Origin of the sequence: Arthrobacter sp. E3, from assembly GCF_017353415.1 — a bacterium.
GTDB lineage: Bacteria > Actinomycetota > Actinomycetes > Actinomycetales > Micrococcaceae > Specibacter.
The window spans coordinates 37,462-54,257 of the sequence record NZ_JAFMPX010000013.1 but is presented as its reverse complement, the minus strand read 5'-3'; the positions used below and the strand labels follow the sequence as shown (position 1 = coordinate 54,257).

The window sequence follows — 16,796 nt, the reverse complement described above, 5'->3', positions numbered from 1 at the left end:
ATGTCAGGTGATCCCGGAGCTACCAGCCCAGAATGAGTGCCGCCGCCTTCTCCCCGATCACGATGGATGGGGCATTGGTATGCCCCCGGATAATATTCGGCATGATCGACGCGTCGGCAACACGCAGTCCGCTCACGCCACGAACCCTCAGCTGTTCATCCACAACGGAAGCCTCATCCGTCCCCATCCGCGCGGTTCCCACCGGATGGTAAAGGGTTTGGGCATGTTGGTTGATGGCGAGATCGTCGCGCTCCTCAACCGGCAGATGTCCGGCCCCTGCCGGTTGGATGAAGTTTCCATTGGTGCTCTGGCGCATGGCGTCGCTGGCAATGATCTTTTCACACACGGCAAGTCCTGCCATGAGTGCTGTCCGGTCTTTTCCGGTTGGGTCGCTGAGATACTGCGGGTCGATGAGTGGTTTGTCGAGAGGGTCGGCCGTGGCGAGTCGGATGGTGCCGGTGCTTTCGGGGTGCAGCAAAATGGCGCCCACGGAGATGCCGTGACCTGTGTGCTCGATAAGCCCTTCGCCAATGAAGGCGACAGGGGCGAAGATCAGCTCAATGTCAGGAAGCTCCAATCCGGGGTCGGTGCGAACGAAGCCGTAGGCCTCACCCACATTCGAGGTCAGCATGCCTTTCTTCCGAGACAGGTAGCTCGCCAGCTGCCCGGGTTTCTGGGCGAGGAACAAGGTATCTGCGGTTGCGTCAACAGCCAACAAGGCAACCAGGTGGTCCTTCAAGTTCTTGCCCACTTCTGGGGAGTGAGTGATAACTGTGATGCCAAGGGCCTGCAGGTCTTCGCGATCTCCGATCCCGGATAGCAGGAGAAGTTGTGGGGTGTTGATGGCACCACCGCACAGGATCACTTCCTTCGCGGCACGGAGCGTGCGGCTCACGCCGTCTTGCACGTATTCGACACCGACGGCAGTTGTCCCTTCAAAGAGAACCCGCGTGGCCTGGGCGTCGGTGCGCACCGTGAGGTTGGTTCGCTTGCGAGCGGGTTTGAGGTACCCGTCGACGGTGCTGAATCGGGATCCCTTGGATTGGGACACCATCGTTTGGCTGAAACCTTCCTGATTGCTGGAGTTGGCCGCGATGATTTTGTAGCCGAGTTCCTTTGCCGCGGCAAGGAAGGTAGCGGTGTGGGAGCGCGGACTCCGCTGCACCTCGATGCTCATGGGGCCCGATGACCCGGTTTCCTGGTTGTTGGCTCCTTCGACTCGTTCCGTTCGAGTGAAGAACGGCAACAGCGATTTCCAGCTCCACCCTTCCCCTGCCGCCGCACCCCACGCGTCATAGTCTTCAGGGAACCCGCGGACCCACATCATGGCATTGATGGAAGAGGACCCGCCCAGCATCCTGCCCCGAGGCCAGAATATCCGGCGGTTCTTCAGTCCAGGTTGTGGTTCGGTGTCATAGTCCCAGTCCACTTCCGAACGGAACAAGGAGGAGAAGGCCGCTGGAATGTGGATCTCCATTTTCGCATCGACAGGCCCGGCTTCCAACAACAGCACGGAGGTGTTCTTGTCCTCGCTGAGCCTGCAGGCCAGTGCAGCCCCGGCTGAACCGGCACCGACAATGACGTAGTCGGCTGTTTCCGTGGATCCAGTGTGGACCCTGCCGGGTGCCGTTGGCAAAGCGCTCATGCCGCCATCACCATCAAGGGCTGCGTCCTGCCATGGACACTTCCGGTCAGTACCGGGAGGATGCTGTTAATCATGGTGCTCTGTCTCGCTTTCGTGGTGGGCCGTGCTGTCTTGCCGGTGTGGAGCGGACGATTCTTGGCGTTCCGTCTTGGCGGTTTCGCTCGTCGTTTCAGGCGCGAAAGGCTGCCGCGAAGACTGCCGGCATGCGCGCCCAGGACGGCTTGGCAGCGAATTTGCTCAGCAGCCTGCCGGTTGCTTTTGCGCTGCGCGAGGTAACAAACCACGGTGGCTTGGGAAAGAGGGCAAACTCTCCGTGGGCAACGGAGCGCGGGAAGGGGCGGAATGGTCCCGTGACCACCGTCCGCTCGGGCTCGCTGATGAGCAGCGCGTTATGAACCACGCCGAGTCCGCTTTGTACGTCCTCCAGCATGTGGCCGGGGAACGCCCCCCACGGTGCCGCTGCGGTCAGGAAGCCAACGCCGGTCCAGGCGTTGACGGCAATGGTTCCATAATGCAGTTGTGCAATCGATGTGCGAAACCCCTTGCCCATGGACTTGATGTCTTTCGGGTCGGCAATGACATTGGCTCCTAAGGTTCCAACGAAGTCTTGGTTTGCAGCAGAGATGGCAGCGTCCAGAAACGCACGGCCGGAGCCGGCGAGTTCCATGACCCCAAGGACAGGGGAGAAGTATTCGGTGGTTTGCATTGTCTGCGCATTGTCCGCTGCCGTGAGCTCAATGAGGAGACGGCCCGTACCGACTTGCTCGGCACCCGGATACGATTCACAGGCTGAGGCAACCCTGTCGCCGCTGCCTGGGTACCACGGCGTGCGTTCAGGCGTCCGGGTCATGGCTGCACGCAGTTCTTCCAAGAAAGCGCCCTTTTGGTTCCAATCGCGGCTCATGAGCACCACCTGCCCGGCGATGCAGTTGTAGCCGCCGTTGTGAAGACGCATGGTGGCGATGTGCTCTGCCTGATAGCGCAAGTCCCGCGCCGTCCACCGACCGGGGACCACGATGATGGGTGAGACCCCGCCGAGTTCACTGGTTATGGGCTTGTTCAACAGCGGCGTGTTGGCGGCCTTGCGGGCCTGGCCTTCCGGTCCAGGACCATAGACAACGGCGTCATGCGTTGCCGCGCTTCCCGTCATGTGGACATGGGAGATGCCGCGGTGGTGGGCCAGGTATCCACCGTCCGCACCGTCACCGTCGACGATCCGCAGGAGATTCGCTGCGATGAGAGGCGCCAGTGCCTTTTCGTACACGGCTTTCATCCGGGACATCACCGGGTTGAGCTTGAGTAGCGTGAGGCGGTTGTTGGCGATGAGCTCATACAGGACGTCAAGGGGTGGAATGGAGGTGATGTTTCCCGCGCCCAGGACCAGCCCCACACCGTGGGTCAGCGAGGGACGGTGGGCGGCCAATCCGGCATGCGAGCGCACCGTGGACGCAGCCACACCAGGGGGCATCCACACTTCCGCCTTGAACCCATGGAGCAGGATCGATTCGTAAGCACTGTGGGGGAGCACTGGAACGCTGACACGACCACCCGGTGCGGTGCCAAATTTTACGCCTTCCAGAGGGCTCTTCTTCTGTGCCAATGCCCTAAGGCTTTCGGCCAGCACGGCGCACGCTGACAGCACCGGGTTCGGCCCGGAAATCCACTCCTCGCCCACGAGCTGCGAGTCCGGGTCCAGACCCTTGACGCTGCTTGCCGTGCCGACCCAGCTTTCCGCGGAGGCCGCCACCGCTTCGTGAACTCGGCCAAGCAGGTCGGCGCGCTCCGTCAGCGACATCCCGGCCCAAGCGCTTTCGCCCCCAGCGAGCTCAGCTATTGCACTGTCAAACATTTTTCGGTCCTGATCAGTGGGAACTGATGTGAGCGTCATGAATCTCCCTCGATTAATGCCTCTGCCGATCTTGCATCGATCGGTGCCTGACACTGAGTGTATTCCGGTGAAGGCCCGTTCACCATGGGCGTGGGACATCAATTACCGGTGAACGTTTGTGCTGGAGCACAAAAAGGATGGTGTAACGGCGTATCATTCATGCATGAGTTCGCACCAGCCCGGAACAAGGGACGCCACCGTTGGCCCCGTAGAATTGTTCACCGAATTGCTCGACGCCGTCGATGAGCTCAGCGGGCGAATTGTGGATGAGATTCTCAGTGGTGAGCAGGTCTATGCCGACGCCACCCTGACACCCGAGCAACTCCTGGAAATTGTGAGCACCAATGTGCGCTGCTTGCTGGAAATGCTTGTGGGTGCACCCGAATCCGTGGACGCTGCGCGCATGGCGGGCAGGCTCAAGGCCGAGTACGGGATTCCGATGGCCAGCCTGCTGCGCGCCTATAGAATCGCCGGACTGACGCTATGGGAGGAAATGATCGCCCGTTCGGCAGCACTGGGCAGCTCTGAGTCCCTGTTGCGGGTTTCATCGCACTTTTGGGGAATCGTAGACACGTTCTCCAGCGCGGCAGCTGAGACGTACCGCGAAGTGGTTGATGAAATCGACCGCCGCGATCAGAGGGCGCGCGGGGTCATGCTCTTGTCACTGCTCGAGGGCACAGCCCCCACGCGGGAGGCGGAGGAGCTGCTGCGCAGGCTGGGGCTTCCCATCCTCGCCACGTACCTTGTCGTTGCCGCAGAACTTGACGGCACGGGTGCCGATCCGCTGCCATCAATTCGCAGCAGGCTGCGCGCTGCGGGAATCCCCTCAACGTGGACAACATGGACCGGGGAACATTTGGGCCTGCTGGGCTGCCCATCGGCGGCAGACATTCCGGTGGCCGCCGGTATCATCGCAGCAGCAGCAACATCCCGAGTGGGGGCAAGCAGGCCGTTCGCCTCCGTCCAAACTGCCAAGGACGCCGTCAGGCAGGCGCAGCTGTCCATGGAATGCGTTCCGCCGTTGAGTGTGGGTTTTCACAGCTATGGATCGGCGCCCATTGACACCCTGTTGGCAGCCCAGCCGAGCTACGCCAGTGAACTGCGCGTGAACGTGCTGGGCCCGCTCTCTGCGGCTGTTGATGCGGAACCGCTCCTTGACACGCTCGAAGCGTGGTTTGCCGCCGATGGTTCGCCGGCACAGGCAGGAATCATGCTGCATTGCCACCGCAACACCATTGGATACCGGCTGGGCCGGATTGCGGAATTGACAGGAAGGAACGTGTCCCGGCCGGCCGACGCTGCCGTGCTGTATGTGGCGCTGCGCTCGATGCGCCTCACCCCGGAATCCCTCGGAAGAGGGCTTGGGCGCTACATTTAATCCATGGTTGAAAACACTTCCCGCAATGCAGTAGTCACTGGCGCCAGCTCCGGCATTGGCGCCGCCACCGTCCGCGCGCTGCGCGCCCACGGCTGGAACGTGGTGGCAGTGGCCCGCCGCGCCGAGCGGCTAGCCGAGCTTGCCACGGAAACAGGGGCCATTGCCTGTCCGGCGGACATTTCCAAGGACGACGACGTCGCCCGCCTCCGCAGCGCCGTCACCAACGCTTTCGCGAATCACGGCGGCGTGGACACTGTCATCAACATTGCCGGCGGCGCGCGCGGGGTGGACCCCGTGGGCAGCGCGAGTGTCCAAGACTGGGAGTGGATGTACCAGGTCAACGTGCTGGGTACCCTGAAAGTCATCCAGGCGTTCCTTCCCGCACTGCGCGCTCACGGCCGCGGCACCGTGCTGAACCTGACGTCCACCGCCGGGCTTGTCGCCTATGAAGGCGGCGCCGGCTACAACGCCGCAAAATTCGGCCAGCACGCCCTGAATAATGCGTTGCGCCTGGAAGAAGCCGAACACAATGTGCGTGTCATCGAGGTGGCTCCCGGCCTTGTCCAGACGGAGGAGTTCATGTTGAACCGCCTTGGCGGGGACAAGGAATCGGCGGCCAAAACCTACCAGGGTGTGGCCGAGCCACTGACGCCGGAGGACGTGGCGGAGGTGGTGCGCTACGCCGTCGAACTTCCCCAGCACATCAACATTGATCAGCTTGTGGTGCGGCCCGTGGCCCAGGCCGCCGCGCACAAGCTCATCCGCCACTGAGTACGGGACGCTACTGAGCACGGGCCGCCCATGTGCACCGCCTGCGCAGGCGGTGCACAGCAGCCCCGCCGATCCCGTAGACTGGCACACAAAGCGTTGAACCGGCCATCACCGGTGAGCTTCCGGAAGAACACACTGCGCCCACTCGGGTGCTGTGCCAGTAGAACCGGACGGGTAAGCCCGTCACAGCAGACAATGAGCGGCCGCACCCGGCGTTGAAAGGCAAGGGGGACGGTAAGCGAGGTGGTACCGCGGCGCAAGCCGTCCTTGCATCCTGACATGAACGCCCCCAACCAGGATGATGTGATGACCCACTTCCCGAAGGCCTCCGCCGCCGCCGGCTTGCACGCCGAAACCCACCATGTTCCCGCCTCCGTGAATTTCCCGAAGGTGGAAGAACTTGTCCTGAAGTACTGGGACGAAGACGGCACCTTCCAGGCCAGCATCGACGCGCGCGACGCCGGGGCCGACGGGTCGAACGAGTTCGTCTTCTACGACGGCCCTCCTTTCGCCAACGGCCTGCCGCACTACGGGCACCTGCTCACCGGTTACGCCAAGGATCTGGTGGCCCGCTACCAGACCCAGCGCGGTCGCCGAGTGGAGCGTCGTTTCGGCTGGGATACGCACGGTTTGCCGGCCGAGCTGGAGGCCATGAAGCAGCTGGGCATGACGGACAAGGCGCAGATCGCGGCCATGGGCATCGACAAGTTCAACGACGCCTGCCGTTCCTCCGTCATGAAATATGCTGGCGAATGGCAGGAATACGTCACCCGCCAGGCCCGCTGGGTGGACTTCGACAACGACTACAAGACGCTCAACGTCGACTACATGGAGTCGGTGCTGTGGGCGTTCAAGCAACTGCACTCCAAGGGCCTGACCTACAACGGCTACCGCGTGCTGCCTTACTGCTGGAAGGATGAGACGCCCCTCTCCAACCACGAATTGCGCATGGATGAGGACGTCTACAAGGACCGCCAGGATCAGACCGTCACCGTCACGTTCCCCATCCTGACCGGGGAATCCGCCCTCTCGCAGGAGCTTGCCGGCGTGGCCGCGATCGCCTGGACCACCACGCCCTGGACACTGCCCACCAACCAGGCCCTCGCCGTCGGGCCGCAGGTGAGCTACGCCGTCGTGCCTGTTGGGCCGCACGGTTCCAGCGCCGAGGGGGAGCGGTTCCTGCTTGCCGCCGATCTGGTGGGCTCCTATGCCAAGGATCTGGGGTACGACGACGCTGCTGCCGCGAGCGCCGCCGTCACCGCCACCTACGCCGGCGCCGAGCTTGAGGGACTGAAGTACGAGCCTTTGTGGGACTACTTTGCCGATGACGAGAAGTACGGCACCGCCAAGTCCTGGCAGTTCCTGCTCGCCGACTACGTGACCACCACCGACGGTACCGGCGTTGTCCATCAAGCGCCCGCCTACGGTGAAGAGGATCAGAAGGTGTGCGAGCAGTACGGCATCCCGGTGGTCCTGTCCGTGGATGAGGGCGCAAACTTCCTGCCCGTCTTTGCCGGCGGGCCGCTGAACGACATCGCCGGAGTGCAGGTCTTCGACGCGAACAAGACCATCACGAAGGTGGTCCGCGAGGCCGGGCGCCTGGTCCGCCAAGCCAGCTACGTGCACAGCTACCCGCACTGCTGGCGCTGCCGCACACCGCTGATCTACCGCGCCATCTCCTCCTGGTACGTGGAAGTCACCGCGTTCAAGGACCGCATGGTTGAGCTGAACCAGGACATCAACTGGATCCCCGGCAACGTCAAGGACGGCCAGTTCGGCAAGTGGCTGGCCAACGCCCGCGACTGGTCCATCTCCCGCAACCGCTACTGGGGTTCACCCATCCCAGTCTGGCAGTCCGACGACGAAGAGTACCCGCGCACCGACGTGTACGGCTCGCTCGCCGAGATGCAGGCAGACTTTGGCCGCCTGCCCGTCAACAAAGCGGGCGAAGTGGACCTCCACCGCCCGTTCATCGATGAGCTGACCCGCCCCAACCCGGATGACCCGCGCACGCCTGAGCAGGGGCAGTCCACCATGCGCCGCGTGGAGGACGTGCTGGACGTCTGGTTTGACTCCGGCTCCATGCCGTACGGCCAGGTCCATTACCCGTTCGAGAACGAGGACTGGTTCAACACCCACAACCCGGCCGACTTCATCGTCGAATACATCGGGCAGACGCGCGGCTGGTTCTACATGCTGCACATCCTCTCCACGGCACTCTTTGACCGCCCGGCGTTCCGCAACGTCATCAGCCACGGCATTGTGCTCGGCTCCGACGGGGCGAAGATGTCCAAGTCGCTGCGCAACTACCCGGACGTGTCCGAGGTGCTGGACCGCGACGGCTCCGACGCCATGCGCTGGTTCCTCATGTCCAGCCCCATCCTGCGCGGCGGCAACCTGGTGGTGACCGAGCAGGGCATCCGTGACGGCGTTCGCCAGGTCATCCTGCCCATGTGGAACGTGTACAGCTTCTTCACCCTGTACGCGAACACGGCCAACGGCGGCACCGGCTACGACGCCAAGCTGCGCTACGACGGCTACACCGACCCCATGGACCAGTACCTGCTCGCGAACACCGGCGATTTGGTGCGCGAGCTGACGGACCTGCTTGACGGCTACGACGTCTCCGGCGCCTGCGAAGCCCTGCGCGTGTACTTCGACATGCTCACCAACTGGTACGTGCGCCGAAGCCGCAACCGTTTCTTCGACGAGAACGTGGACGCCTTCGACGCGCTCTACACCGCACTGGAAACGGTGTGCCGAGTGGCAGCCCCGCTGCTGCCACTGGTCACCGAGGAGATTTGGCGCGGCCTGACCGGCGGGCGTTCGGTGCACCTGAGCGACTGGCCCAACGCCGAATTGTATGTTTCCAACGCACCGCTCGTGGAGCAGATGGAGGCGATCCAGCAGATCTGCTCCACCGGCTCCAGCCTGCGCAAGGCCGCCAAGCTGCGCGTCCGTCTGCCCCTGCAGGAGCTGACGGTGGTTGCCCCCAACGCCGCCGCACTGAAGGACGGCGCCGGCATGGTCTCCGAGGAACTGAACCTACGTTCCGTGCGTTTCCTCGACGCCGCGGACGCCTCACCGGAAGAGTTCGGCATCAGCCAAAAGCTCGTGGTCAACGCCCGTGCAGCCGGCCCGCGCCTGGGCAAGGACGTCCAACTCGCCATCAAGGGCTCCAAATCCGGCGACTGGTCGGTCGTTGACGGCACCGTGACGGCGGGCGGCCTTGAACTGCAACCCTCCGAATACACGCTGGAAACTGTTGTTGACCAAGCGGACGACGGCGGAAACAGTGCGGTGGCCATGCTGCCGCACGTCGGTTTCGTGGTGCTCAACACCGAGTTGACGGACGAACTGCTGGCCGAAGGCACCGCCCGCGACATGGTCCGTGCCATCCAGCAGGCCCGCAAGGACACGGGCCTGCAGGTCAGCGACCGCATCCGCACCATCGTCAGCGCCCCGCAGGACATTGTCGACGCCCTGCACGCCAACGCCGAGCTGGTCAAAAACGAGACCCTCACACTAAAGCTTGAACTCATCCCCGGTGACGTTGAAACCACCATCACTGTTGAACGGAGCACCGTCTAAATGAGCGCCAACCACGATGAATTCTCGGTGGAAAGTGTTTACGCCGAGCTTCTGGGCCGCGCCCCGGAAAACAAGATGGAGCCGCGGCTTGACCCGCTGTTCCGGGCCATGGACATTCTGGGCGAGCCCAACAAGGCCTTCCCCATCATCCACATCACCGGCACCAACGGAAAAACGTCCACGGCGCGCATGATCGAGGCCGGGCTGCTGGCCCACGACCTGCGCACCGGACGCTACACCAGCCCGCACCTGACAAAGGTCACCGAACGCATCAGCATTGACGGTTCCCCCGTCAGCGACGAGACGTTCGTGCGTATCTGGGACGAAATCCGCCCCTACCTGGACATTGTCGACGCCGAACTAGAAGCCGCGGGCGACGTGCGGCTGACCTACTTCGAGTGCCTGACCATCCTGGCCTTCGCTGTCTTTGCCGACGAGCCCGTGGATGTGGCCGTTATGGAAGTGGGCCTCGGCGGCATCACCGACGCCACCAATGTGGGCGACGGCCAGGTTGCCGTCATCACCCCCATCTCCCTGGACCACACCGAACTGCTGGGGGACACCACCGGCCTCATCGCTGAGGAAAAGGCCGGCATTATCAAGGAAGGCGCGTTCGTCATCAGCGCCGCGCAGCCCGCCGACGCCGCCCAGGTCATCCTCGACAAGGCACGTTCTGTGAACGCGGACTTCCGCTTTGAAGGTGTGGAGTTCGGTGTGGAGTCGCGCACCATTGCCGTGGGTGGGCAAAGCCTTGACCTGCAGGGTCTGGCCGGTCGCTATCCCGGCATCCTGCTGCCGCTGCACGGCGAACACCAGGCGCAGAATGCCGCCGTCGCCCTTGCCGCCCTTGAAGCCTTCCTCGGCGGCGGGGAAAAGGAACTGAACCTGGAACTGGTCCAGCAGGGTTTTGGTGCCGTCACCTCCCCGGGTCGTCTTGAGGTCATGCGCACCTCGCCGACCATTGTGGTGGATGCCGCCCACAACCCCGCTGGCATCGCTGTCAGCGCCAAGGCCCTGCAGGAGTCCTTCGCGTTCAGCAAGCTGGTCATTGTGCTGGGCGTGCTGGTCGAGAAGGATGCCGAGGCAATCCTGAACACCATCAGGGAGTCCTACGGCGATGAAGCTGCTGAAATCTGCCTGACCCAGTCCAACTCGCCACGCGCCATTCCGGCCGCGGAACTGGCTGAAATGGCAGTGGATCTTGGCTGGGACGAGGCGGACGTGCACATTGCCGAGAGGCTCGACGACGCCATCGAGTGGGCGGTTGAACGGGCCGAGGCCAACAACGACCTCGCCGGCGGTGTCCTGATCACCGGCTCCATCACGGTGGTGGGCGAAGCCCGCATCCTGCTGGGCCGCCCCGGCGAAAAGGCAGGTGCCTGAGATGGCAAAGCTGACCCGCGCACAGCGCGAATGGAAGCCCAACACACCCAAAAAGGCCCGCTCCACGAAGACGATGTTTGCGTCGGTGGTGTTGGTCCTGGAAGCGTTCGTGGCTTTGTTTGCCGGTCTGGGGCTCTTTGGTTTGAAGGACAAGAACGTCACCTACCTTGTCGTGGCGGGTGTGCTGGCGTTCCTCATGGTCGCCGCCTGTGCGTTCCTGTCTAAAAAGTGGGGCCCTGCCTTTGGCTGGATCCTGCAGCTGGTCCTCATTGCCGGCGGCTTCTGGGAACCTTCCATATTCGTTGTGGGCATCCTGTTCGCGGTGGCCTGGTGGTACGCCCTGTACGCCGGTGCCCGGATCGACCGCGAAAACGCCGCCCGGGCCAGGGCCCAGGCGCAATGGGATGCAGCCCATCCCGAGGAGACAACCATCACGGAGTAGTTTCACGCCCCGGCCAGTAAGCTGAATCTGAAAGTCCGTTACATCTAGTTGTTTGGAGTATCTGTGAGCATCGAGCGCACTCTTGTCCTGGTCAAGCCCGACGGCGTTGCCCGCAACCTTTCGGGGGCCGTGCTGGCCCGTATCGAAGCCAAGGGTTACACCCTGTCTGAGCTGAAGAAAGTCAGCGCCACGCGCGAGCAGTTGGAGGCACACTACGCCGAGCACGCCGGCAAGCCGTTTTACGAACCGCTGGTGGAGTTCATGATGTCCGGCCCGGTGGTGGCCGCCATCTTCGAAGGCAACAGTGTCATTGAAGGCTTCCGTTCACTGGCCGGCACCACCGACCCCACCACGGCGGCCCCTGGCACCATCCGCGGCGACTTCGGCCGGGATTGGGGCCTGAAGGTGCAGCAGAACCTGGTGCACGGCTCCGACTCGGTGGAATCAGCCGAGCGCGAGATCGCCATCTGGTTCGCCTAGGCACGCGCACTACAGCACCAACCACAGCACCACGACGAGGGGCACCTTCCAAGCGGAAGGTGCCCCTCGTCGTGGTGCAAGGCAGTAAACGCACCCCCACTACCGACCCTCCCGCGCCTTCCGGGCTATTACGACGGATCCTCCTGCACCTTCCGGGGTGGCACTATCGACGCTCGCGCACGTTCGGGGCTGAGACAAGGAACGCTCCCGCAGGGGCTGCGGGAGCGTTCCGTTTTTATCACCCGAAGGTGCTGGAGCGTCCGGGGGAAATGGCCCGAAAGTGCTGGAGCGTTGGGGTGGGGGGTTAGGCGTTGGACGGGAGGATCAGGTGCATGAACTTGAAGAAGATCGAGGCAAGCGTGGCGATGTAGATCAGTCCCACAATGACCCAGGCCCATTCGTTGAGGAACTTCGTCAGGGCGGCCGGGGCGGGGATGACGCCGTAGTTCAGGTTTCGCACTGTGATCCAGACGAAGAGCGGGATCATCATGGCCCACACGATCATGCAGTAAGGGCACAAAACGGCGAGGACGTAGACGGCCTGGAACCAGAACCATCCGATCACGGCCATGCCAGCGGTGATGCCTGCCTGCAGGCCGAGCCAATACCAGCGGCTCATCCGAGCCCCCGCCAGCAGGACAACTCCTGTGGTGATCACGATCGCGAAGGCGGCCACCCCAATGAACGGGTTGGGGAATCCCAGGACTGCTGCCTGCGGTGTTTTCATGACACTGCCGCAGGAGATCCACGAGTTGAAATCACAGCTGACGGCGGCGTCCGGGTTTGCGTACAATTTCAGTCGATCCAGGACCAGCGTGAAGGAGGCGATCCAGGCAATGGCACCGGTGATGAGAAGGAACCAGCCAAATGGTTTGGCACGCACCATGGCGGGCTTTCCCAGCTCTATTGGATCACTCGTGGAGACTGCGGTGCCGGGCATGGTGTCCTTTTCCGTGAGGGAGATAATTGTGTCCTGATTGTAGCGTGAGATTCTTGGCGCGCCGTGTGGGGAATCACCCCACGCCTAGGCGCGTGTGAGACAATAGTTTCGGCTGATTGGCGATCCACATGCGCCTTTCAGTCCGATGGCACGCCGAATGGCTGCCGGTGACGACGCTGCCAGAGAGTGCAGCCATCCACCAGGCAACTTGCGCAAACCATTGGCTTCGAAGAGCTTGCGCACCCAGAGGTTGGTGCCGCCTGCGAAGTATCTAGACGACTTCCGTCAACGCCCGCGGGTGTTGGCACATCAGCCGCTTCGGCGCTCGATGTGGGTGCGCTGGTTCGGCGCGAAAGTAACGTCCACCATGGATAAAGATCAAGCCTCCACAGACAACACAGGCGCAGACAACGCAGCGGCAGCACAGGCAGCCCCCGCGAAGGCTAAAGCCACACGCTCACGCCGTGCCACGGCTGCAGTGACCAGCCCGGCCAAAACCCCTGACGCCGCCCCCATATCAAACACCGCCGCATCAGGTTCTGCAACATCAGCAACGGCAGACACAGCCGCGGCACCGGCCCAGACGGCTCCGGCACGCCGCAGCCGGGCCAAGAAGGTCGAAACCCCCAGTGGCGCACCTGCTGAAACTCCCATGATCGACCTGCCCTCCGCTGCAGCAGATGCGCAACCGACGTCATCTGCATCAAACGCAACCGGAGCAGGCACGACGGCGGCCGGCACCACTGCTGCTGACTCATCGTCAGGGGACGCAGCACCGGCTGCCGCCCCGCGGAAACGTGCAGCAAGTCGCCGTGCAACGGCTCCTGTGACCGCCCCGGGCCAAGGCGAACTGAGCCTCAACTCTGACAGTGCATCCGCCGGAACCACGGCTGAACCCACAAAGGCTCCGGCCAAGCGAACTCGTGCCACCAGGGCTTCCGCTGCCAAGGCTGCCGACACGGACGACTCCAGCACAACCGCTGTTGAAGCTGCCGCACCCACCGGCGCTGCACAGCAGGAGCAAGCAGACTCGGGGGCACCGGCTGCCAGGACGCGTGGACCGCGTAGGAGCAGCCGAAAAGCCGCTGCTCCCGAATCTTCACCCACGGTTGTACCTGCCACCGAAGCATCGGACTCCGCTGTACCGGACTCGGCTGTGCCCGACACGGCTGTACCCGCCACGGCTGCCACACCCGCCGATGCGCCCGCCGCACCTACTGCAACAGCCGAAACTGCTGAATCCGATACACCGGTTGAAACGGCGGCACGGAAGACTACGCGCAGCCGTCGCCGGTCCACAGCCCCCAGCGCCCCGGCCCAAGAAGCTCCTGCAGCGCCCGCAACAGTGGAAGCCGGCACCGCAGCAGCAACCACCGTAGAAACCGCAACGTCTGCTGCAACGGAAGCTCCCGTGGAGGACCTGCTCACGCTTGAAATAATCGACGCAGCGCCCACCACCGAGTCCCCTTTCGCGGCCCCGTCCACGGGAATTTCGGCGTTGTTCCTCGCTCCGGATCTGAGCCAGAGCTTGTCAGTCACTGCAACAAAGGGCTCCGAAGCCAGCTCTGACGAAGATGACGAAGACAGTCAGGACTCGGACAGCCATGGCGGTGAACAGCGTGGACGCGGCCGCAGCCGCAACCGGCGCACCCGTGGCACTGACTCCCGCAACTCGGATTCGCGCGGTACTGATTCACGCAGTTCCGACGGTGACACATCAGAGGCCAGCGACAGCTCCGAGGACCACGGCGTTGAAGGTGACGGCGAAGGCACCGACGACGGCGTGACCTCCCGCCGCCGTCGTCGTCGCCGCCGCGGGGATGCCGACCTGGAAATGACCGGCGGCAGCGACGAAGATCCGCCCAACACGGTGACCCGCGTCCGTGCCCCGCGCACGCCGTCGGAGTCGAGCACCAGTCCTTCAAACCGGGTGACAAGCCTGCGCGGCTCCACCCGTCTCGAAGCGAAGAAGCAGCGCCGCCGTGATTCCCGCGACTCTGGCCGCCGCCGCACCGTCATCACGGAAGCAGAGTTCCTGGCGCGCCGGGAATCGGTTGACCGTGTCATGGTGGTCCGCCAAGGCGAAGACCGAATCCAGATCGGCGTGCTGGAAGACGGCATCCTGGCGGAGCACTTTGTCTCCAAAACACAGCAGGACTCCCTGATCGGCAACGTCTACCTGGGCAAGGTCCAGAACGTGCTGCCCAGCATGGAAGCCGCCTTCGTCGACATTGGCCGCGGCCGCAATGCCGTCCTGTACGCCGGCGAGGTCGACTGGGACGCCGCCAACCTCAACGGCCAGCCGCGCCGCATCGAAAACGCGCTGAAGTCCGGTGACTCCGTCCTGGTACAGGTCTCCAAGGACCCCGTGGGCCACAAGGGCGCGCGCCTGACCAGCCAGATATCACTGCCCGGACGTTACCTGGTGTTCGTGCCCGGCGGTTCCATGACGGGGATCTCCCGCAAGCTGCCCGACGTCGAACGTAATCGGCTTAAGCGCGTGCTGAAGGACCACCTCCCGGAAAACGCCGGGGTCATTGTACGCACGGCGGCCGAAGGTGCCAGCGAAGAAGAGCTGACCCATGACATCAACCGGCTGCGCGCCCAGTGGGAGGGCATCAACGCCAGGGCTTCCTCACACAAGACGCTCGCGCCGGAGATGCTGTACGCCGAGCCTGACCTGACCATCAAGGTGGTCCGCGATGTCTTCAACGAGGACTTCACGAAGCTCATAGTCTCCGGTGAGGACGCTTGGGACACCATTGAGGCCTATGTGACCTACGTGGCGCCGGACCTGCTTGACCGGCTGGAAAAGTGGAGCAACCCGGACGACATCTTTGCCGTGCACCGCATTGACGAGCAAATCAACAAAGCCCTGGAGCGCAAGGTCTTCCTGCCCTCGGGTGGGTCGCTGGTCATTGACCGCACCGAGGCCATGACGGTGGTTGACGTCAACACCGGCAAGTTCACCGGTTCCGGTGGAAACCTGGAAGAAACCGTCACGAAGAACAACCTGGAAGCGGCGGAAGAAGTTGTCCGTCAGCTGCGCCTGCGCGACATTGGCGGGATCATCGTCATCGACTTCATCGACATGGTCCTGGAATCCAACCGCGACCTGGTGCTGCGCCGTCTTGTCGAATGCCTGGGCCGGGACAGGACCAAGCACCAGGTGGCCGAGGTGACCAGCCTGGGCCTGATCCAGATGACGCGCAAGCGCATGGGCACGGGCCTGCTGGAAGTCTTCGGCGAGCAATGCCCCACCTGTGCAGGCCGCGGCATGGTCACCCACGACATCCCCGTGGAGCCCCGCCGCGTTCATACCGCCCACGCGGCCCACGCTGCCGCAGAGTCCGTGCAGAGCCACCAGGCCCGCCAGGAACCCCGCGAGAGCGAACGCACAGCCAACCGCTCGACTCGTAGCGAGCGCAAGCGCAACCGTAACCGCGGGCAGCAAAATGAGCCCGAACAGCCTCAGGAAGTTCCCGAAGTCCACGTGCCCGACGAGGTCGACGAGGCTGCAAAAGCACAGAAGGCCACTGCGGCACGCGCCGCACTGGCGAACATCGCAGCAGCTGCGGCAGCCTCGCACCACGAGCAGGGCGCCGAGTCCAGCTCCATGGCTGAACCGGAGCTGGAGGTGGATGACACCCACGACGCAGCCATCCTCACCTTGGGTGGCGAGGCCATTGAGCTCCCGCGCGGACACCGCAGCGAAAGCAGCGGCTTCTCCGGCACGGCCTCGGCAGACAGGGACGCGGCCTTGGCAGGATTGACCCAGGCTCTTGACCAGCTGTCAGCCCCCGGCCACGACACAGCGCAGACCAAGCGCGACGCCGGCCACGCTGCCGGCAACGATGTGGGCCACGACGCTGGCCGTGATAGTAGCCATGAGGCTGGCCACGACGCAGGCCACGACGCAGAGGCGGACAGTGGCAGCAGCCGCGGCCGTTCTTCACGGAGGGGGCGCCGCAACCGCAGTGCGCGCAGTGCACAGGGCGGTTCCGACATGGCTGTGGAAACGAACGACGGCGGCACCCGCGCTCAGGGATCGACGCGGCACAGCGGCAACGCCCCACGGGGCCAATCCTCACAGGGCGCGGCCAACACTGACCAGAGCCATCAGGTTCAACAAGCCAAGGCAGCGGCTGTGAAGAGCCCGGAGCCCATTATTTTGGGTGTCGGAGTTCCCGCAGCCGATCTCTAGGAAGAGCTTTAGAAACACGAAGCCCGTTCGGAACGAAAGCTTCAGGAAATAGTGCCAGCCCGCACCAAGCAGCA

General features: G+C 63.6%; 10 protein-coding genes. 7 read left to right on the top strand and 3 right to left on the bottom strand.

Annotation, left to right across the window (positions count from 1 at the left end; all coding sequences use genetic code 11):
* Positions 1–19: 19 nt before the first annotated feature.
* Complete coding sequence (locus JMA46_RS07775) at positions 20–1,645, bottom strand: GMC family oxidoreductase N-terminal domain-containing protein (protein WP_207344770.1); 1,626 nt, start codon at positions 1,643–1,645, stop codon at positions 20–22.
* 169 nt (positions 1,646–1,814) lie between these two features.
* A complete protein-coding gene (locus JMA46_RS07770) occupies positions 1,815–3,533 on the bottom strand; it encodes an aldehyde dehydrogenase family protein (protein WP_207344769.1) in 1,719 nt (572 codons plus the stop codon).
* A 163-nt stretch (positions 3,534–3,696) separates the two neighbouring features.
* Here JMA46_RS07770 and JMA46_RS07765 point away from each other — a divergent pair, with 163 nt between their 5' ends.
* The 6 genes from JMA46_RS07765 to ndk all read left to right on the top strand — a co-directional run bounded on the left by JMA46_RS07765 (position 3,697) and on the right by ndk (position 11,578).
* The gene (locus JMA46_RS07765) at positions 3,697–4,911 is read left to right on the top strand and encodes a helix-turn-helix domain-containing protein (protein WP_207344768.1); all 1,215 of its coding nucleotides are present in this window, start codon (positions 3,697–3,699) and stop codon (positions 4,909–4,911) included.
* A 3-nt stretch (positions 4,912–4,914) separates the two neighbouring features.
* Complete coding sequence (locus tag JMA46_RS07760; protein ID WP_207344767.1) at positions 4,915–5,682, top strand: SDR family oxidoreductase; 768 nt, start codon at positions 4,915–4,917, stop codon at positions 5,680–5,682.
* Between the two features lie 306 nt (positions 5,683–5,988).
* Complete coding sequence (ileS, locus tag JMA46_RS07755) at positions 5,989–9,273, top strand: isoleucine--tRNA ligase (protein ID WP_207344796.1); 3,285 nt, start codon at positions 5,989–5,991, stop codon at positions 9,271–9,273.
* Complete coding sequence (locus tag JMA46_RS07750; protein WP_207344766.1) at positions 9,274–10,656, top strand: folylpolyglutamate synthase/dihydrofolate synthase family protein; 1,383 nt, start codon at positions 9,274–9,276, stop codon at positions 10,654–10,656.
* Position 10,657: 1 nt separating this feature from the next.
* Positions 10,658–11,098, top strand: a complete 441-nt coding sequence (locus tag JMA46_RS07745; RefSeq protein WP_207344765.1) for a DUF4233 domain-containing protein — start codon at positions 10,658–10,660, stop codon at positions 11,096–11,098.
* Between the two features lie 63 nt (positions 11,099–11,161).
* Positions 11,162–11,578, top strand: coding sequence for a nucleoside-diphosphate kinase (gene ndk, locus JMA46_RS07740; RefSeq protein ID WP_207344764.1), 417 nt, complete (start codon positions 11,162–11,164; stop codon positions 11,576–11,578).
* Between the two features lie 304 nt (positions 11,579–11,882).
* Here the strand turns inward: ndk and JMA46_RS07735 are convergent, their stop codons facing one another.
* Positions 11,883–12,518: a vitamin K epoxide reductase family protein gene (locus JMA46_RS07735; protein ID WP_207344763.1), complete on the bottom strand. Its 636-nt coding sequence runs from the start codon at positions 12,516–12,518 to the stop codon at positions 11,883–11,885.
* A 367-nt stretch (positions 12,519–12,885) separates the two neighbouring features.
* Here JMA46_RS07735 and JMA46_RS07730 point away from each other — a divergent pair, with 367 nt between their 5' ends.
* Positions 12,886–16,722 (top strand): Rne/Rng family ribonuclease, encoded by a 3,837-nt coding sequence (locus tag JMA46_RS07730; RefSeq protein ID WP_247647153.1) that lies wholly within the window; start codon positions 12,886–12,888, stop codon positions 16,720–16,722.
* The last annotated feature ends 74 nt before the right edge of the window (positions 16,723–16,796 follow it).